9 protein-coding genes and 3 pseudogenes are annotated in these 20,160 nt (G+C 66.3%); 4 read left to right on the top strand and 8 right to left on the bottom strand.

All coding sequences use genetic code 11. From position 1 onward, the window contains the following. Nucleotides 1–53 precede the first annotated feature (53 nt). A complete protein-coding gene (locus QFZ71_RS24590; RefSeq protein ID WP_307670330.1) occupies nt 54–2,339 on the bottom strand; it encodes a hypothetical protein in 2,286 nt (761 codons plus the stop codon). An 808-nt stretch (nt 2,340–3,147) separates the two neighbouring features. On the opposite strand from QFZ71_RS24590, the pseudogene QFZ71_RS24585 reads away from it, so the two are divergent. Continuing rightward, a pseudogene (locus QFZ71_RS24585) lies at nt 3,148–3,500 on the top strand (hypothetical protein); the annotation flags it as partial. Between the two features lie 19 nt (nt 3,501–3,519). After that, nucleotides 3,520–4,186: pseudogene (locus QFZ71_RS24580) on the top strand (hypothetical protein). Nucleotides 4,187–4,400: 214 nt separating this feature from the next. On the opposite strand, the gene QFZ71_RS24575 reads toward QFZ71_RS24580, so the two are convergent. The 5 genes from QFZ71_RS24575 to QFZ71_RS24555 form a co-directional block, all read right to left on the bottom strand. After that, entirely contained in the window at nt 4,401–6,227 is a 1,827-nt protein-coding gene (locus QFZ71_RS24575; protein ID WP_307670329.1) for a tetratricopeptide repeat protein, read from the bottom strand. Between the two features lie 148 nt (nt 6,228–6,375). Then, nucleotides 6,376–7,512, bottom strand: a complete 1,137-nt coding sequence (locus QFZ71_RS24570) for a hypothetical protein (RefSeq protein WP_307670328.1) — start codon at nt 7,510–7,512, stop codon at nt 6,376–6,378. A gap of 17 nt (nt 7,513–7,529) precedes the next feature. Beyond that, complete coding sequence (locus tag QFZ71_RS24565) at nt 7,530–11,996, bottom strand: hypothetical protein (RefSeq protein ID WP_307670327.1); 4,467 nt, start codon at nt 11,994–11,996, stop codon at nt 7,530–7,532. Then, the gene (locus QFZ71_RS24560) at nt 11,989–12,837 is read right to left on the bottom strand and encodes a hypothetical protein (protein WP_307670326.1); all 849 of its coding nucleotides are present in this window, start codon (nt 12,835–12,837) and stop codon (nt 11,989–11,991) included. The genes QFZ71_RS24565 and QFZ71_RS24560 overlap by 8 nt, the downstream gene beginning before the upstream one ends. After that, nucleotides 12,834–14,309 (bottom strand): hypothetical protein, encoded by a 1,476-nt coding sequence (locus QFZ71_RS24555; protein WP_307671567.1) that lies wholly within the window; start codon nt 14,307–14,309, stop codon nt 12,834–12,836. The genes QFZ71_RS24560 and QFZ71_RS24555 overlap by 4 nt, the downstream gene beginning before the upstream one ends. A 525-nt stretch (nt 14,310–14,834) precedes the next feature. Between QFZ71_RS24555 and QFZ71_RS24550 the strand changes: the two genes are divergently transcribed. Continuing rightward, a protein-coding gene (locus QFZ71_RS24550; protein WP_307671566.1) for an IS5 family transposase occupies nt 14,835–15,610 on the top strand; the annotation gives its coding sequence in 2 pieces (ribosomal slippage) (nt 14,835–15,144 and nt 15,144–15,610; 777 coding nt in all). Nucleotides 15,611–16,574: 964 nt separating this feature from the next. Next, nucleotides 16,575–16,827: pseudogene (locus QFZ71_RS24545) on the top strand (pyridoxal-phosphate dependent enzyme); the annotation flags it as partial. A 620-nt stretch (nt 16,828–17,447) separates the two neighbouring features. On the opposite strand, the gene QFZ71_RS24540 reads toward QFZ71_RS24545, so the two are convergent. Together QFZ71_RS24540 and QFZ71_RS24535 are read right to left on the bottom strand one after the other, a co-directional pair. Then, nucleotides 17,448–18,328, bottom strand: a protein-coding gene (locus QFZ71_RS24540) for an IS5 family transposase (RefSeq protein WP_307670325.1) whose coding sequence is annotated in 2 segments (ribosomal slippage) — nt 17,448–17,968 and nt 17,968–18,328 — 882 coding nt in all. Because the reading frame shifts where the segments join, the coding sequence is not laid out codon by codon here. Nucleotides 18,329–18,703: 375 nt separating this feature from the next. Next, complete coding sequence (locus tag QFZ71_RS24535; protein WP_307670324.1) at nt 18,704–19,525, bottom strand: winged helix-turn-helix domain-containing protein; 822 nt, start codon at nt 19,523–19,525, stop codon at nt 18,704–18,706. Nucleotides 19,526–20,160: the final 635 nt, after the last annotated feature.

The following is a 20,160-nucleotide window of genomic DNA, read 5'->3' as shown; positions in this document are numbered from 1 at the left end:
GGAGCCGAAAGGGGGTGACGAGAGCGCCGAGGGGACAGATGCGGACGCGTGGATCAGCGGCCTCGTGTGTGCTCGGTGACGAACGTGTAGCCGTAGGGCAGTTCCCAGCCGTCCGCCTTGCCGAGCCTGCGGCAGTGTTCACGGAAGGCCACTCGCTGGGCCTTGCTGGGCGAGCGGTCCGGCCGGAGTCGTCGCAGGTGACCGGCGACGGTCTGAAGTGCAAGCGGATTCGAACTCTCCGGTTCGGTGCCGCCCCATGGCTGGACCACCCGTCGCCATACGGGGCGGTAGCCGATGAGCGGGATGGTCGGCTGCCCCTCTCGGGCCGGGTAGTGCGGTTGCCCCCCGGCATCGCGACTGCCGAGTGCAGGTTCCAGGAGTCGTTCCGCGAGCAACTCCACGACCGCCTTCTCCAGGGCAACTGCCCGTGACCGTACCGGCCGTCGGCCGTAGACCGCGCTCGGCAGGACCGAACGATCCAGCAGGGCATGGCCGTCCAAGGTGAGCAGCCCGCAACGGCGCACGGTGCGCATCACGAGCTGACGGGGGTCGAGCCCGACCGCACTGTCGCCATGGCGATCGCTGCCGGGAGCATCCTCCCTCGTGAGCACGTGGGGGTCATAGCAGTGCCCGATCATTCGGTCACCGACGTAGAACGGCTCCGCGAGAAGAACCGTCGCCGCACGGAGCACCGCTTCGCCGCGTCGCCAGCTCAGCTGGAGCATCAGTCCGGGAAAGAAGCCGACCGGCCAGTGGATTCCCATCAGGCGACCCGCCCCGTCTGCGAGTGCGACGGTGGCGTGCTGTACCCCCTCGCCTTCGTTCAGGACCTGTCCGACATGATCGAGTTCAAGGCGTGATGTGGGACGTGGAACGAGCGACCCGTGGAGTTCACGTGTGACGAGCGGATGCAGAGGGAACCAGCCGTCGACGAGATGCACCAGCCGCAAGGGTGCTCGCCAGATGATCTCCTCCGTGTCGTTACGCAGGAGTTCGCACGGGCCGAGGGAGGCATCGTCGCCGAGAGGCGAATCGACCGGGTCAACATCCGCTTCCGCATCCGTACCTGCTTCCGGTTCCAGCGGTGCGGGAAGTGTCGAGGCCCACCCGCGTCCTGCCGGAGTCAGGGGATCTGCGGGCGCGTCGGCGCCACCGGGATAGTGGGACCGCCAGACGCCCCCACTCTCGAAGACGTCGTCGAGCGTGACGCGAGAACCGTTCTCGAACAGGCCTTGGTCGCTGTCTTCACGAAGGATGTCGGCGATCGTCAGGTTCGCCCGACAGACCGCTGCGGCGTACCCCACTCCCCGGAGCAGTTCTGTCGCACCGGGGAACTGACGAAGCCGCGGTCCGACTGCCGTGTACGCCGTGCCCGGTGCAGTCAGGCCATGACGCCGCCTCACCGGGTCGGCCGCATGTTCCACCGCCGCCGCGAGAGACCTGAGGTCGCCCCCGCCCAACGGTCCGGGGTCGCGTCGGCATTCCGCGAGAGAGTTGCGGCTCACGACGTAGTGCCCCCAGGTACGCAACGAGGTGCTGGAGCCGAGAACGCCCCGCACCGTGTCGAGCAGACCGAACAGGCCGGCCCGCAGTTCGTCATCGCTCGTGCCGCCCACGAGCTCGGCGAGCGACACGGGAACGAAGGGGCTGAGCAGTTGCTCGCGCGCCGTGGTCAGAAAATGGTCCACGTAGGCTGTCAGGTCGTCGCGCCGAGCCGCTCCCGGAGACGGGTGGACTACATCGACGACGAGATGACCATCTTCGTTGATCCAGCGTTGCCGTGTACGCAGACGGTGGATCTGGGCCAGGGAAGGGCTAAGGGCCGGACCGAAGGCGTCGAGGTCCGGGACCAGGAGTTCTTTCCGGAGGAGAGTCGAGCCGGTCGCTGGGCTTCCCGGACCGGTAGCGCCGACAGGGGCCCCGGAGACCCAGGCCGGCACGTCGCCGAGGGACCCCACCGCCGGGTGCGCGCCCTCACGGTGGACGATCTCCGCATACAGCGGAGCCGATCCTGTGGCCACGCTCACCATGGCGCCGACCGGAAGCACGGGAGCGCACCCACCGAGGGAGACCACGGGAAAGTCGTCGATGCGCAGGGGGCTGCCCCCATACCCGTCGCCCCCCAGGTCATACCCGAAGTACACGGCGTTGAAGGCGACGGCGGTGTGCACCGGAGCCTGGCGGGCGGCGACCACCGCTTCGAGATAGCGCAGCAGCAGATGCCGTTCCCCACCGGATACGGCGTCATACCCCTCCGTCATGGCCGGCGTCAGCAGAGCCTGCTCGCCGTACGGATCGGACACCACTGTCCGCCGGTGATCGCCGATCGCTACTGACACACGCGGGTCCCCACCCATGGCACCTCCGCCGCACTACAGGCCACCTCGGCCCACCTGCGGTAATGCCCGCAGGCTACGCCGGGACGGAAGGTTCCCGAGGCACTTTCCGCACTTTGCCCTCAGATCTCACGACCTGGTCATGATCAGATCTTCTCAAAGTGCACATAGCAGATGAGGTCGCGAGCGAGGGAGACGAAGGCGCCATGGGGTTCGGTGCGGCGTTCCCATCGGACGGCGAGGCGCTTGAAGTGCTGAAGGAGGGCGGAGATTCACTTGACGACATAGCGAACTTGCCCGTACCCCTGATGTTCGGGCAGTCCCTGTGTGTGATGACGGGCAGGATTCGCCCCCGGCCAGTGCAGGCAGGTTGGAGTTCGACCACACGACCGAGGACTCCATCCCGCGCTCGCCGGTCATGCCCGACGACCCACCAGGCGCCACGCCGGCAGCGCATCGGGCGTGCGTCAGGACTTCATCCGAGGCATGTACCGCACCCACGGAGAATCGCCAGGTCAGGCGTCCTTCTTCACCGGCTCCAGAATCGCCACGCACTCCACGTGGTGCGTCATCGGAAGCATGTCAGCCCGAGCGATCTCCGTGAAACCCCAGTTCAAGGCCCCTTTCTTGGCTCATCACCCTGCGTGCGGGCGCCCAGAGCGTCACGGCCAATGGCCCGTCCCGCCGACTCGCGGCAGACCGAGCTGCCACAACAAGCGCCCCCTGCTCCGTAGGCTCCGCCTCGCTCACTCCAGACACCAGCTCGCTCATCATGACCTGCGCCACGTCTTCGGCCCCGGTATATGGAGTCATGCGCTCCAGCCCAGAGCACCCCGCACGCACCCCGAGAAACGTCTCGGGTACGGACGCCGAGGGCCTCGCGCTGTACCGGGAGAAGTTCCGCCACCGTCTGCCGGAGTCGCTGGACGAGCTGCACGGGCCGACCCACGGTGTCGCAGAGCTGCCGCTATACATGACCTGGTCCGGGATGCCTCATACGACCTGGGCAAGCCACGCCAGCATATGGGCCTGTACCGCACCGTCCTGCACGAGGGCACGCGCGAGGACCTGCTCCTCAAGCTGTGGCCGGTGCTACGCACCCTCGTCGGTCGCACCGTGCGCACCGTATGGGAAGACGCTTTCCCTCAGCTCGACTCCCGCACCGGGCAGCCCCGTGACGGGCATGCCGGAGCTGCACACGCGGCTCCTGGTGGATTGGATCGCGCTCGGCTCCCCGTATCCCCTGGTTCTCACCGGCGACTATGCCGTGCGGGCGCACCGCCTCGTGTACCGCCCGAGCCGGGTTCTCGATGTCGCACCGAGACCCGGCGCCCATGGCCGACATCGCGGCCGTGGTCCGCGCCGGCCTGGAAGGCCCGAGGCTGGAAGGTGCAGGCGCTGGAGACCGCCCCACTGGCCGCCCGCTTCACAGTGTGCGACCCAGCCACCGGGCAGGAGTGCGAGGTCGACTTCCTCAAGGAAGCCTTCTAACGGCCAGTCGCCCGGAGCCGGTACGGACCCGTCCTGGCGGAGGAGGATGTGATCGGGACCAAGGTCCGTGCGCTTGCCGACCGTGGAGCGCCACTCGACCTCATGGCTGTGTTCGCAGCGTCCCGCCGCTGGAACACTGCCGATCTCGAAGAATTCGACAGAAGGCACGCCCTCGGCCGCTTCGAGCTCGAGACCTGCAGGCAAACCTCGCCGTAGCCGAGTGGACTGACGACGAAGCCTTCGCTGCCTACGGTCTCAGCGACGCTGAGATCTCCACTCTCCGAGCGTGGGCCCTGGGATGGGCCGACGATCTCGCAGCCCCGCTACTCAATGAATCCGACGAATCAGACCCCTACTGACAGCGGCACCACAAGCGCAACTCGTGAAACTCGCGATGAGGCGAACACGCTGTGAGCGCCGCTTGAAGCCCACACATCGCGAACCCTTCTTGGGGCAGGGAGCCCCTGGCACCCCATACGGCCAGGCTCGTGCCCTCCAAACACCCGACGCGAGGAAACGGCCCGCGGCCATGACGCACCCAACGACTACGCCCCCGTGCTAACGGAGGCTCCTTCACCAGCGCATTCCCAACGCCTGGCAAGCCTGCTCGAGCCGGTACACATCTCTGTCCCCCACTCCAAACTCCTGCCTGAGTCGTTCCAACGCGCCCCAGCAGCGCTCGGCACTCTCCAACGCCCCATACGCCTCGAAGTGCACCAGTTCCAAGCCCGCCGCCGTGCGAGCCATAGCAGGATGGTCCTCACCGAGCATCTGCCCCTGCAAACGAAGTGTCTCGGCGAAGAGATCGATTGCATCCTTCGTGTGCACTCCTGACTCGTAGTAGGCGCAGGCCAGTTCGTAGGCGGTGGAAAGGACGTCAGGATGCGCCGGTCCCAGTACGTGCTGCTGCGCTTCGAGTACCGCTTCGCCCGTCGCCACGGCGTCCCGCCAACGCCCCGCCATGCGTTCGGCAACGGCACGACGGCTCTTGGTGAGCAAAGTGTCCCGATGATCGGCGCCGAGCCGGGTGGTCTGTGCCACGAGGGTCTCCTGGGCAAGTTCCACACTGTCTGCGACGTGTCCGCAGCCTCCCAGCGGGATGATCACGGCAGAGGTACACCTCAGCGTGTCGATCCCCATGGGTCCCCACACGGAGCTGCGACGCTCTCGCAGCACCGCCCCCAGCTTCACCGCATCGGCATAACGGTGCGCGGACGTGTATGCGCGCAGGAGGACATCACCGACCCCCAGCACAGCCGCATCATCCTGCGTAAATAGCTCCATCCCACGCCGGTACAGCACCTCGACCCACGCCATGACCTCCTGCCAGCGCCCCAGGTCGGACAGGTGATCGTACGCCGCGGCCATCACAGTCAGGGCCTCACGAGTGACGACCTCATGGGGATGGCAGGCGAGGAAAGACGGCAGCACGAGCTGCCATCGCTCCCTCGCGCGGCGCCGGTCCGGCACAGAGTCACGGGGGTCCAACGCCACCAGCAGGACATCCGTCCAGCGGGCGGCTTGGCGCTTCTCTTCCTGTGCAAGGAGCCCGCGCACGGTCGTGCAGTACACCGGGCTGACGTGCAGAAGAGCGTCATCAAACGTGCTCAGGCCGCACTTGCCCAGGACAGGAAACGCCTTGCTCAGCTCGGCTGGATGGAGAGCGATCTCCGTACTGAGCGTGTCATCGTCGGGACGATACAGCGGGCGCGTCCCGACGGATCGGGCAGGCAGGGGGGTGGGGCCGAGCAAGGCAGCCGCGTCCAGTAGGTGGACTATCCATCGGTCCGTAGACGCAAGGGAATTGCGTGCCTCTTCGATACGGGCAATGAGCGATCCGGGGTAGTGGTCAGGGCCGGCTCCGCCGAGAACAGCACGCGGGCGGTCACGTAGCGCATTCAGGAAACCGTCGACTGTGCAGCCGCGGTTGAGCCAGGCTTCCGCGTATGCGAGTGCCAGGGGGAGGTTGCCGAGGGCGTGCGCGATTCGCCCGGCATCCTCGGCGCCGAGCGAGCCGATGTTCGTACGGAGATAGCCGATCGCCTCCCGTCTGTCCCAGGGGAGGACGGGTACGACCTCTGCCCACCCACCCCACTCGGCCGCCGGCCCGGAGGATGTGATCAATACATGTCCGGCTGCGTCACCTCTCTGAAATCGGTCATAGTCCGTCCAGCTGCGCAGGCCGTCGATCACCACCAGTGCGGGCTTCCCGCCGACATCCAGGGCGCTCTCTGCCTCCGCCACCGGGTGCCCATGAGCCAACTCGCCGTCCCTTGCCCTGATCCAGTGCACGGATCCGAATCGTGAGGCGTTGAGGTGCACCCACTCAGAAGCGATGTGGCGCTTGCCGACACCGAACGGGCCGACGAGGACGGTCGTCCCCCAGGGAGCCTGGGACACACGCCGGTCCAGCACGGCCAAGTGGCGGCGTCGCCCCCAAAAACGCGCATTGCGCGGCGGTACAACGTTCGGTCCGCGCCCCGGCCCCGGCTCAGAAATGCGTGCCCGTGGCGCGGCAGTCTCATTTCTCACTCGGGCCCCCTCGCAGTCATCGCATGTCCGCCAACCAGTCGTTGGTGGAGCTCAGATGATGCAGCCCCACGCCTTCCTGCGCCCATCGCTCCCCCTTCACAAGAACGTCAACCACTGGTTCGAAGTGATGGCTTTCGCCCAGCCAATTCACCAAGGCCTCCGCCTCCTCACGCGTACGGCTGCACTCCTTGCCTGGGAGAGGAGTGCCCATGGTGATCAGGTCCCGGTAGAGCACACGCGTGGGAACCAGCTTCAGGCCCAGGCAGGCGGCTGCGTCCATCGCCTTGAGCGGGATCTCCAGACCGCTGACGTCGACGTCACCGAAGTAGCGGATCTCCCTGAACTGCGTTCTGGCGTGCCCATCGGCGCCGTGGTGGGTCGTGATGCTGCGCACCGAGGCCGTGAAGGAGCGGCCGACTCCCCAGGCCACACAGCCAATGCGATGCTGGTACTCAAGCTCGCGCAGCCGACGTACGAGCGACGTGTACGTAGCCGAGTTCTCGACGACGAGCAGAATGTCACCGCTGCTCAGCGACGTACTCTGATCGCCCGGACTGAACCTGGAAAAACGGGCGTTGAGAAGAGGTGGGTCGGTAGGGAAAGCCCAGATCAACTCGTAGAAGTCAGCGCGCTTCTCGAACAACGGACCACCAAACCCCTTGTGGTCCAGACATTTCTCGGGCTCCGGGAACTCCGTGGTGTACTCCCGCTTCCCGAAGATCTCCAGGGCACGTTCCCTCAGCGGCACCTTCAGCACCGGGCCACGCAACGCGTGCAACCAGCTACTGATGGCCATGTAGGCCACCTCCTGTCTCAGAGTGGCCCTCCGCTGTTCCTTGATCAGCGCATGGAGCGAGGGGTGATGAAGGGTCAGTCGCCTCCCTCTGGACTTCGGTGCCGCGCGTACGGGAAGCAGGTGGATCCCCGGCGGCTCTCCCGCCTTCTCGCGCATAAGCTGGATACGTCCGGAGGCGGCGAGGACAGCCAGACATCGGCGCAGTGTCTCCTCCTCTGGCTCGCTGTCAGGCCCTGCCCGATAGACGGCTCGAAGAGCTTCGAGCAGCTCCGGCACTCGGACCTGCTTCGCTTGATAGCCGTTCCACCTTCTCGACTCGGCCCACCGGCGCAGACTCTCCAGCAGGTCTTCGGACAAGCGCTCTAATCCCGACATCACTCGACCGCCGCTTCGCTGGACGTGCGCTGGAAATAGCGGACGGCTGTGATGTCGCCCTCGGCTCCGTCCCGCAGGGAGGCGATGTGCCGACCCACGGACCGGTCCGCCACCGAGAGGTACCGCCGCCGTGCCCTGAGGTCGGCGTCGTTACGCATCCTGATGACGAGCGGGAAGACGTCCAAGGCAGCCTTGTCGTACAGGCCTGTGGTGTAGATCAGTTGGACGCCGAGCGCCTTGGCCACCGCTTGCTGGAGGCGGAGCAGGTAGAGCGCCGAGGCCCGACCGATCGGGTTGTCAAGGAAGAGCACCCCGGAGTACTGACGGCGTACCTGTCCCCGATCGTTGGCTCGGAGAGCGGCCATCGTGCAGTACAGGACGATGGCGGCAGTGAGAATCTGCCCGCCGGAGAAGATGTCCTTGGTCTGCGCCACTCGGACCCGCTGCACGGCCAGCCCGATGTCCGGCTTGAGCACGGTCACGCGGAAGCCTTTGGGCGCGACCGCAGCCTCGACACCCTTCAAGACGAGTTGACGGGCATCCCTGTTCCCCCGGCGGGCTTGTCCTTCTACTGCGGCGTCGTCGACGACCCGGCCCACCAGTTCCGCGAGCACCTCGTCGGTGACCTCAGGAAATCCGATTTGCAAAAACTGCTGACCGGACCAACTGCCAAGACCTTCCGGCAGTTGGGACAGTCTCTGCGCTCGCTTCAGGGTACGGAGCGCGTCCCGGACCTGCTGACCGAACTGAAGCACGATCTGCTTACGGTGCCGGCCGATTGAATCCAGGTCGATTTCCAGCGTCCGCAATCGGGGACGTAGGTCCGCCGCCCATGACCCGGCACGTACGGGCAGTTCATCCCGCGCTGTGCTGAGCATGATGCGGCGGCTTGGAGACTGCAGTTCCTCGAACCGGGAATCCGCCGCATGTGCAGCGAGATGGTCTGCCAGTGTCCGTTCGACCATCTCTGCCTCTGCTGCGGCTCGCTGGGCCTTGTTGTGCTCAGCGAGGAACAGGTCGTGACGCTCACGAGCAGCGGCCGCATCACCTTCATACGCCGGGCCCGTCCCGAGCAGCTCTGCCTGTTCCTTGGACGGCTCCCCGAAGAGATCAACCAGAATCTTGAAAGCGCGCGCCGACTGACGGGCATCAGTCTGCTCCTGAACCAGCTTCTCCAGAAGATGGCGCAGCTCGCCGGCGAGCGCTGCGGCCTCATCCCGCGCCTGCTCCGCCGCCGCAACAAGTCGTTCGCCGTGTGCGGCATCCCGGGGTGGCCCGAACGGTGCCAGATCGACAGGGCCCGCGTCGGAGGAGGCTTCGCCGATTGCATCCAGCGCGGTCCGGCATCGCACCACGACCTCGTACAGCGCGTCCAGTTGGACGCGCGCCGAAGCCACCTGTCGCTGAGCGCGTGACCGGCCGGCGTTCAAGGCGGCCGTGTCCACCCCGTCGGAGCCCTTGAGCAGCTCCCGCGCCGTAATGCGCTCGCGCTCGTCGAAGGAGGCCAGCCCTTTCCCGGCGGCCTGTTCCTCCCGTTCGGCTTGGTCAAGCTCAGCCTTGAGACTCGCGCCCACTGCCACACGGTCGTACTCATCGGCGGCCGCGCGGTAAAGGCGGCGCAGCACTTCCAGCGGCTGTTCCGGCATAGTGTGCTGCTCGAGCGCATCGCATTCGGATTCCCGGATGGGCAGAGCGGCCAGTTCCCTCTCGGTACGGGCTACCGTGCCCCGCAGCACGTCGACCGTGCGCCGGGCGTCAGCCGCGGCCTGTCGGGCGGTCTCGGCCCTGACGCGGGCATCGACTGCGCTTTGCCGGTGCTCGCGGGCCGCACTACGCATGCGCAGCGCTTCACCTTGCCAATCCGCGATACGCGCCGTCGAACGGACGAGCGCCCGCAGCGCTTCGACACGGCGGTCCAGACGCAACTGGGCTTTCCCCAGGTCGGAAAGCTCCTTACGTGCCGCCCGCAACCGCTCGGCCGCTCCCTCCCTGAAATCCTTCGCGGCCGCCGCCGTACCACGGGCTGTAAGCACTTTCTCCTCTGCGGTCACCATCGCGTCGTGCAGCGCAGCGAGGCGCCCCGGTGGGCATGCCTCCCGCCACTGCGCCAGTCGGGCCGCAAAGAGCCCATGGGTGTGTAGCGCCTCGTCCAACTCCATCAGTTGCCGGTGGTGCTCAGTCCGCCGGACTGTCAGCTCGAGACGTTCCGCTTCACCGGCGCGCTCGTCGTACAGCGCAGGATGGGACGGTACGACGAAGGAAGACCCCGGGGCCGGACCGCCCTCCCTATGGAGTGAGGTCGTCGTTCCCAGGGCTAGGAAACCGGTCACCGTGACGCCCTCGGATCCGATGATCTCAGCGGCAACCTCGATCTGGTCGGCATCGTTGCAGAGCACACCCGCGGCCAACTGGGGAAAACGCTCGACAAGTTCCGCGCGGCGCTCCACGTCGGGGATGGAGGCGAGGTACTCCCACCCCGTGCAGGCGGGGACCTGCCGTTCGTGCAACAGATCACAGATCCGCACCGCCTCAAGCGACGAAGGCAGCAGGTCGTTCGTCTCCAACGAGGTGAGTGCGCGCTCGTCGGCCGCCATGGCGATACGGACGTCGATCCGAGCGGTCTCGGCATCCCGCTGCGTCCGGGCCAACCGATCGGCGAGCCCTGCTGCCTCAATGTCGAGTTCGCCCGTCTCACCACTGTAGAGGCCGGCGTGCTGGAGATCTTCGGCGAGCCGTCGCATGGTGTCGTCAGCGGCCCGGTACTCGCGGCGCGCGATGTCGTGGACGTGGTCGGCTCTGGCCAGCTCGCTGCGAGTTGTCTCATACTCCCCTTCAGCCTGCTGGTATTCGCGCTCCAGGCGCTCCACCGCCCCCTCACCTACAACTACTCGCTCACGGTGAGCGGTGGCTTCGGACTCGGCCTGGGCAGCGGCATCCGTTACCTCCAGCCCGTCGGGCACCAGCCCCTCCCGCACCGCGGCCGCGATCTCCTCCTGCACCTCGGTGACACGGCCATCCAGGAACCCGGCCTTCGCCTCCCCCTCCGCTGCCGCCGCAACAGCCGAGTCGTGCTCCATCTGTGCGCTTCGAGCTTCCCCGTCGCACGCGGTGGCCCGCTTACCGAGATCGTCCGCCTCATCTGTGAGGTTGCTCACCATGCTGCGCAGCGCTTGCGACAGGACACGCGCGGCCTCGTTGCGAGTGGCGAGCGCGGGGCGGGCCGCTGCCTCCGTCTCGGTGATACGCGTCCGTAGCCGCTGGGCGACGGCGACGGCTTCCAGGTCCCGGAGCACAGCGGGGACGGCCTGCCAGCCCTTCTCGATCGCTACGGCGTTGTCCCACTCCTGCTCGGCCGCGCTATGGTTCCGCTCTGCCTCCCCCAGCTTCAACTGGGTCAGCAACCAGGATAGTTCGGTCGCGACAGTGACCGCGTGCTGGTATTTGTCCTGCGCCCGGCGGACCTCATCCTTCAGCTGTACGACACCTTGGTCCCGGTCCGCGAGCGCCTGCTTCTCCTGCATGGCACGCGCCCGGATCTGATGGATGAAGCGGTCCAAGGCGAGCCGAGTACCCCTTTGTTTCGCATCGGCAGCAGTTCGCTTCTCACGTGCCTCGCTCAGGGGCGCCAATACCGCCAGGGCTTCCTCGACGAACGTCTTCTCCAGCTCCATGACGCCGCGGTCTGCCAGTTTGTCGGCGTACGTGCCCAGCACCTCGGCGAGGTCCCGGGCCGGCTGGAGCGGCAAAACGGCACTGAGGAGGAAATTGACGAACGCCTGGTCGCTGCCGAGTGAGAAGGCGTCGGCCGCCTCACCCTCGTCGCTGTTCATCGCCCGCTGGTAACGGAAGAGCTCAGGGTCGAGGCCCAAGGCCATGAGCCGATCCGTCCACTCTCCGTGGAGCTGGAAGTTGCGGTAGCCGAGTGCGGGTTCTTCGATGTCGGCGAGCCTGAGCCGCTCGCAGTACTCGGTGAGGCCGAGGTAGTTGCCTTTCTCCTCGACCGGCAGAGTCTCCAGGTCGAGCGTGTGTCCCGGGCGGAAGTGGTACCAGCGCTCGACCAGATCGGACTCGTCGGATGTCCGACGGTCCTTCCACTGACTCACCTTTCCGGTTACCAGCCGCTTGCCGCTGGCTGCGTGGGCCCATTCCAAGACGACGTGCGCCACATCTCCGCGTCGTACGAAACCTTCCAGTGTCTGGGGGTTGCGGGTGCCCACGGCGTTTCGGCGCCCGGGGAGCACAACGGAGAAGATGAGCTTGATCAGTACCGACTTGCCCCCGCCGTTCTCCAGGAACAGCACACTCGCCGGTGAGGGACGGCGCGGTGGCTCTTCGACGTCGAAGATGTCGCCCTGCCGACTGTTGGCCACTGGGGCACCGACCCCGCTGAAGTCGAGCAGGACGTCCTCGTATCGAGCGGCCTGCGGCCCCACCCCTCGCAGCAGGACGCGGGACAGCTCATACATGGAACAGTCCCTCGTCCGCCGCACCTGGTGTCGCTGTGTCCGTAGTCTGATCCGCGGAGTTCTGCGGGGCTGTCCGCAAGGTGCCATGTGAAGAGATCGGTACGACTCCGAGAGCAAGCAGTTCCTCGAATGCGCTGGTCGCCGCCAGTTCACGGACCTGGAGTTGGTAACGCGGGGTCGTCCGGTACCAACCGTCCTGCCCCGCACCCGCGACCGCCAGGAATCCCTGCTCGGTGAGGAAGTTGAGGGCCCTGGTGATCATGCCCTTCGTCGAGTTCATCGCCAGCCTGCCGTCCTTGGTCAGTGCCGCTTCCGGCCGACGGGCGTACGCAGTCCACACCTTCTCCAGCTCAGGTGAGTCGGTAGGGGTGTCCCCACTGGCCTCCGCAGCGGCCGCCTTCTCACGCAGCCGGTCACAAGTGTCGCGTACGGCAGTGTCCACGGCTTCGGCGCTGACACGCCCCGTGTAACCGTCGTTGGCCAGATCGTCGGGGCGCGGAAAGGCCAGGGCAGCAATCGCGAGATGAATGATGCCGTGCAGCAGTCTCTCGCCCTCGCCACGCTGTCTGGCGACCCGCACGTAGTCCTCGATCTTCGTCTCAAAAGCCGAGTTCGGCAGCGCCGCCAAGGCCACACCAATGTCCTCGGTGGCACCGAGTACCTTGAGCCCGAGGCCCCGAGCCGTACGTTCCACCAGGTCCTGGAAGTCGCTCTCGGTTCGATACCTGACCACCAGGTCCCGATAGGCCCGATCTTTGGCGGGCCGCTGCCGCAGACGCATGCCGCAGGCGATGAGCTTCGCGGCGTCCTCGGCGTCATCCATCGTGATGGCCGACTTCACTCGTCAAACTCCTCGTCTCGCGAACCGTCGTCGTCCCACTCGCCTTCCGGCGCCTTCAAGCTCACCCGGGAGATGAGAAGTTCATCGCCACCCACCGAAGGACCGTCGAGTTCACCGACCGAGGGGACCGCAATCAGCACACTGCTGTCGCGGCGGAGCATGGCCTCACTGAGAGCCGGATTGAACGCGTGTACGGCATCGTGCAACACAAGCCGCTCGACTATCGGTCCGAAACTACGCGCCTCGCTCAGCAAGGAGCTCAAGGGCCGGGTCTCGTTCACAGCCAAGTCGATGAGCCTTCCTGCGATGCGCTGGTCCGCTTCGCTGAATCGCGGGGCGTCCCCGTCTCGTCTCACATCGGGTACGGGCACGGCTCCGGCGTACACGCTGCCATTCGATCGCACCGTCAGCAGTCGACTCACGAGTGTATTCAAGGAGGTCACAGCTGGCGGTGCAGGCGCCACCCCGGACCGGAAGAATTCGGTCACCGGCACAACGGCGACGCCGACAGGCATACCGAGGAGCGGCACCAGCAGCTGGTTGAAGACATCGACCGCCGCGCCTTGGGGAGGACCGGAGAATTGCTGGCGGTCCTGCTCCTCCCGGAACAGTGCTCCTGCGCCCTGCAATCTGGTCTGCAGCTGCATGTGCCGATGAATGCAGTCCCGAACAATGTCAACAAGCCCAGCTGCTTGCTGCTTCTTCCGCGCGTCACGCGCCCCATCACGGTGTTCGGTGATGTTGGTCAGGATAGCGCTCTCGTGCCGGTACCGTGCCTCGATGTGCTCTAGTGCCTCCTCCAGCAGGGTGGGGACCTGCTGCTCCCAGTCGACTGTCCGCACATCCCGCCGGGTGGCATCCAGATACTGTCGCAGGTACTCCCCGTATTGAACGGTCCGATATCTGGCCTGCTCTGCGGCGAGTTTCGCGTCTTCCAACCGACCGCGGGTGATGAGGTGTTCGAGCTTGTGCTCGGCGGCGACCTGCGCTGACTCCACATCCGTGTCAAGCGCACCCACCAGAACGTTGATGGCTTCGTCTGTAACCCGTAAGTACACCTGCCCGTCGGAGGTGGAGTGCTCCACGAGCAGTTTGAAGTCGAAGTCGTAGCGGCTGTAGGCGCCTTCCCCATCCACTCGTCCGTACGTCCAGGTGAACCCTCGGTCGAGGGTGCCGATGTTGATGAGTTTGTGGAGCACCCACTCGGCTACGGCGCGATGCTCGTGCCCCGGCTGCTCCGGTACCTGGACAGCAGCGAAGTGACTGACCTGTTCGATGACCTTGGCGTGCTCCGCCCCGCTGTCGAAGTCCATGGCCATCGCGACCTGGTCGATGGTGTGCAGGGCGAGCTCCACCATGTGGTACGGGCGGGCGTCGACGCGCCCCAGGCTGCCCTTGTTGTCCTCCAGTGCCTGGAGTGGCGCAGTGCAGGCCAGTGCTTTCACCCTGCGGACGAGCCCGTCATCCGGCATGCTCACGAATGGCTCCGCCGATTCACCACGCACAGCAGGCACTGTAGCTATGCGCCGACCCACTCGGGCGAGAAACGCATAGTTTCAGTCTCCCTCCAGGCGAACGACCACTTCCTCCGCTGGGCCTGGTGCGAGGCGGCACCCGATCTCCGCCACATCACCGGCCCCGGCAAGGTCTGCAACCGATACTTCGGCACCGCCTTGAATGGGCAAACCTGTTGGCTGGCCATGCAAGTGCCCAGCGGCCGACACCCCTGAGGCTCGACTTGAGGAATACGACTGATCGGACTTCGACTGATCGCGAGGCATCTCGACGAACCCCAGGCACCCGTTCTCGACGCACTGAAGCGGCATTGCCCATCACGACGACTGTCTCCGAGCGAAAGTCGTCGTCTCGCAACGGGGATCCCAGCTGCCTGGCGATCAGTCAGGTAGGGCGTCATTTAAGACCGTGCCCTACATGGTCGGTGGGTCGTTGTGTTCGCTATGGGGAGTGGACGGTGGGGATGAGTCGTTCCGGACGGGCTGTGGGAGATAGCGAGGCCGTTGTTGCCGCCGGCGCGCGTGCGGCCGCAAGCTGGCGGGGTTGCGAACATCGATGATGAGGCGGTCTTCGCAGCGATCATCTACGTGCTGGTCAGTGGATGCGCCTGGCGGGCATTGCCGCCGTGCTTCGGGGCGTCGAAGTCGACCGTGCACCGTCGGTTCGTCATCTGGTCGAGAGCCGGCGTGTGGGGCCGGCTACATCAGAAGATTCTCCAGCTACTGGATGAACAGGGCTTGATCGACCTGTCCTGGGCGGTCCTGGACTCCGCGCACGTCCGCGCTAAAAAAGGGGCGACCTTGCAGGTCCGAGCCCCGTGGACCGGGGCAAGCCAGGTTCCAAGATGCACGTCCTGTCTGATGTGGACGGACTGCCCCTACGCGTCGGACTCTCCGCGGCCAACACCCACGACTGCCAGGCACTGAAGCCGATGCTGTCCCATTTCCACATGGGACACGAATCCCACGCGACCGAATCCAAACCAGTCCGCCTCCACGCCGACAAGGCGTACGACATCCCCCACCTGCGGAAATGGCTCTGGGGCAAACACATCGGGGTCCGCATCGCACGCAAGGGCATCGAGTCCAGCGAACGACTTGGCCGCCGCAGGCGGGTCATCGAGCGCACCATGTCCTGGCTGACCGGCTACCGCCGGCTCAACCACCGCTACGAACGAAGCCCCCGCAACTACCTGGCCTTCCTCGGCCTCGCCGCCGCACTCTGCTGCCACAAACGGTTCCTCAAACTGACCATGTAGGACACGGTCTAAGCGTCGAAATCTTCCAAGGCCACGGTGACACTGCCACCGACTGGAGCGCCACTTCACCATAACCGTGCAGGTCACGCCGCCTCTGGCAAGCACACCACCCGCCCGACCTGTTGGATAGCGGGAAACAGGTCGAGCGACATGACCGGACTGCAAATCCCCAGGTCAACGCCTGCTACTTCACCGGCTCCAGAATCGCCACGCACTCCACATGGTGCGTCGTCGGAAAGATGTCGGCCTGGGCGCAGGCAGGAAAGCAGCAGGTCAGAGGTGATTTGGGGTCCCGAATAAGGGGCACCCGGCGCCCGGAACGTCAAATGAGCGTCACGGCCAGCCGTCGGTTTGGCACCGGCAATCTGGCGCGTCCTGGCTACCCGCAGTACGGCAGCACCTCCCCTGTACGGAGCCTCACGCGGTGAAGTCGTGTCGGTCTGCCCAGTGCATACGAGGGGCCCGCCGTTGAAGGGGCAGTGTGACGAATGCTGCTGACGATCCACTCCAAGCCTGGGGCCGGTCCAGACACAGACAGCGTGGGCTCTGGAGCAATGCGGCCTGATCAAGATGACCTGGCGTGGGAAAGGCCGCGTGGCCGTGGTGACTGCGGAGCACGGCATGCATCCCCCGGCGGGTCCTCGGAAAAGGGCCCTGCGGCAGGCCGGGCAGCAGGATGCGGCGGGCTCCTGGCCGGGGCGGCGTCAAGGGTGATGCGGTCAGCGCGGGCTATGACGAGGCCAGAGCCAACGGTGGCGCGGAGGGTGGGAGTCGCCGTACGGAAAGCGGTCGAAGACGCGGGCGCGTTCGGTAGCGGAGAGGCCGGGCCCCTGGTCGGCGACTGCCTGGCCGACCTGGGGGGCTGACGTTACCGACACCGATTCGGATGGGAGCGGGAGTGGGGTGGGTGACGGCGCTGCCAGGCGTCCACGTCGGTCACGGTGGTAATCAACCGCTACCCCAGGACCGCAACGCGCGCGGCGGGACCCTCGCGGCGCAGCGCGGCCTGGCCCTCGTCCCGGCCTACGACCACCCGCTGGTCATCGCCGACCAGGGCACCGCGGCCCTCAAACTCCTCGTAGAGACAGGCACGCTCAGCACCATCGTCGCACCCGTCGGCGGGGCGGCCTCGTCGCAGGCAGCGCCACGGCGGCCAAGGCCATGCATCCGGAGCTCGGGGCGTTGGTGTCGAACCGGAACAGGGCGACGACACCAAGCTCCCCTAGACACTGTCCGGCGGATCATGACGACTTCCGTGCGGGACGTGCTACGCCGTGCGAGGACGGGGCAACCGCCTGACTACCATGTCCCACGCTTGCAGGGCGTTGGGAGGGGAGATATGGGCGAGAGAACCAATGGTCCGACTGCCAGGGGACGAAGCGTCGGGGCTCCACATTCGGCACTGCGGCACCTTGGCGCCATGCATCTGAGCGGAGCCGTACTCCTGCTCACGTTCTTGGTACCGCCGTTGTGGATGCTGGACTCCGCCTATGCGACCCCGCCAGGCGATCCCACAGCAGATGCACCCTTTGTCCTCCTCCTTACTGTGCCGCTGGCTTGCGCAAGTTTCCATGTGATGGTGCAGATCCCGGCTGGGCTTCTGGGAACCTGGCTGGGCAGAGGCCGCACGACGCTCGTCAGGTACGGGAGCGCAGTCATAGTGGCAAGCGCACTGAGTTTGCTCCTCTTGTGGAGCCTGGGATGGAATGTCGGAGGCAGCGTTCTGTCGGCATGGGCTGACGCGACGGTGCGCGGATCGATTGGTCTGGCCGGGTACATATGGGTCATGCGGGTGCAGCCTGGATCCGCGCGGCACGGCAAGGCACTGTCCTGCGGATCATGGTCTGAGCCATAAGCGGACCGCTGCTGCGGTGACGGTGCCATGGAAGACGTAGGCCCGTTTGTCGTAACGGGTTGCGACAGCACGGAAGTTCTTGAGCCGGTTGATGGTTCGCTCGACCTCGTTGCGCCGCCGGTAGCGGTCGCGATCGAAGCCGGTGGGCCTGCCGCCGTTACTGCCTTTTCGCCGACGGTTGGCCCGCTGGTCCTTCGGCTCCGGAATCGTGTGCTTGATGTCGCGTCGTCGCAGGTAGCGCCGGTTGCGGCGGGAGCTGTATGCCTTGTCGCCGCTGACATGGTCGGGCCGGGTCCGCGGCCGTCCGCCCTGCGGTCGGGGAACCCGAATCCGGTCAAGGACCTCGACCATCTGCGGGGCGTCGCCCCACTGGCCCGGCGTGAGTAGGAGGGCCAGTGGGCGGCAGCCGCCTTCGCCGGCGAGGTGGATCTTGCAGGTCAGGCCGCCCCGGGACCGTCCAAGCCCTTCGTCGGGGCGGTAGTGCCGGGGCGTCGTCCTTTTTTCGGGACCCGAGGCTTGGCTATGCGGGCGCCGGCGGCGTGCTGGTGGGCCCGGCAGGAGGTCGAGTCGACGCCGACCATGCCCCAGTCGATCCGGCCCGCCAGGTCGGCGTTGGCCTGGACCGCCTGCAGAATGCGGTCCCAGGTTCCGTCCGCAGACCAGCGGCGATGCCGTTCGTAGACGGTTTTCCAGGAGCCGTATCGTCCTGGGAGGTCACGCCACGGGACACCAGTGCGGATTCGGAACAGGATCCCGTTGAGCACCGTGCGGTGGTTGTTCCACCGGCCTCCCCGGCCACCTGACAGCGGCAGATGCGGTTCCAGAAGCGACCATTCGCGACTCGTCAGATCCCCCCGACTCATGCCTCATCCAACGAGCGACCAGTCGGAAAGTCACATGCTCCGCCGGACAGTGCCTAGCCGCGAGCGAACGCGTCACCATTCCTGTCCCACGGACCATCGCCGACAGCCAGGCCCCCCACGCCTGGTGCGATCACCTTCCCCATCAACCAGCGCCTACTCGACAGCGTCACCCCCGTCACCGACGAGGAGATCGTCGCCGTGGCGCCCTTTGTCTTCGGGCACCTCAAGATCCCCCGGAAACCTGGCGGGGCCACGGCCCTGACCGCTCTCGTGTCCGGCCGTCTAGACCACCACCCGCGCCAGGACGCCGTCATCGCCTCGGGGGATAACGTGGACGCCGATCGCCCCGCACGTAACGTGGCAGCTGATCCGCGGTCAGTCCTGCCGGCCGAGAACCACCTCGCCGAGGTGGGTCAGGCGATGCAGGGTCAGGTTGTTCCGGCGTTCGGCCGCGATGAGCCCGGACCTACGCAACACACCGAGGTGGCGGCTGACGGAGGGGTGGGAGAGGTCGAGCTGACGCGATATGTCACTGATGGACACGGGTGACCGCAAGGATTCGAGTACGTTCGCGCGTGTCTGCCCGAGTAACTCGCTCAAGGCAGCGGCACGGTCGTCCTCCTGCTGCCGCCAGAGTCCGGCCGCGGCGTCGGTGGGAGGCGAGACGTTGTAAACCAGGACGGGCGCGCCCTGTCCGCCCGTCTCCGCGTCGACGACCATCGGCGCGGGCGCGAACAGCGACGGGGCGATGACCAGACCGTCGCCGAGAAGGTCGGTTCCCTGTTCTTCCTGGTCGTTGTCCACCCGAAGGACCGGAGCGCTCCAACTAACAGCAGGATGAAGGTTGTTCAGGACGCGCTCCACACCTCCGGTCAGGACAGCGCGCCCCCTGGCCTCGCGTTCCAGCTCCAGGTAGTTCCGGATGCGCCCCCAGAACGGCACCACCGCGACCGAACTGAAGCGGAGCGCGTCGACGCTGGGCGCCACCCTCAGTTCCCGCTGCGAGCCGTTGCCCGGCACACCAAGAGCACCGGGCCTCCGCAGTCTTCGCCGCACCTTCATGCGCCATTCCGCGAACTCGTCCGGACGAGCATCCGCGTATCTCAGTTCGGCGAACCGGGATTCGAGATCCGGTCCGAGCGAGCCGACAAAGCGGATGCGAGAAAGACCCTCCACTGTGAGATGCAGGCGGACCAAGGCGGTGTCTCCTCACTCGACTCTTGCGCTACTTGCACACCGGCGGCACCGGTAAGGGTCCGTGCCCGGGCTTGAGATCCGCACGCGTCGGTCGGCCGCGGCCAGTCCAGGCCAGCGTCCGGGCGGGAACGGCCGCGCGGGAAAGAGCGGTGGAGGGGTCCGCCATTGCCGGAACCGGGAAGCTGCGCCCGGTCCGCGCAGACTGCATCCCTGATGGACTACCAGGCTGTGGTGTGGCCGCCATTCCGTGATTCCCCCTGTCAGCCGGTGTGGCGCCGATGCTCGACGCGACCGTCCCATGCTCCTCGGCGGACCGCCCAGCGCTCCGCGGTCGACAGAGTCGGGGACGGACGAACGATCGGATGCCCGGCACAGGGCCGCCGCAAGCACTCGGGACCGTACTCAGCGGATGAAAGGGTGTCAACCAAACCGCTGGTAACCCGGTTCGCGTCCGCTCCGGCCTGGCCATTGGCATGTGTGACCCTCTACGCGGCTGCCACCCCCGATGCATGTCGAGTTTGAGCCAAAAGACACTCGAAGAGCCGGGCAAGAGTTTCCAAGACAGCGGCCACCGCCTATTTTGAGAGTCATGTTCTGTCCGCTGGACAAGGTGAAGAATCATGCGCGGGAGTTGG

Origin of the sequence: Streptomyces sp. V2I9, assembly GCF_030817475.1 — a bacterium.
In the GTDB taxonomy this organism is placed as follows: Bacteria; Actinomycetota; Actinomycetes; order Streptomycetales; family Streptomycetaceae; genus Streptomyces.
The sequence above is the reverse complement of the archived record's forward strand: the minus strand, read 5'-3'. Positions and strand labels throughout refer to the sequence as shown.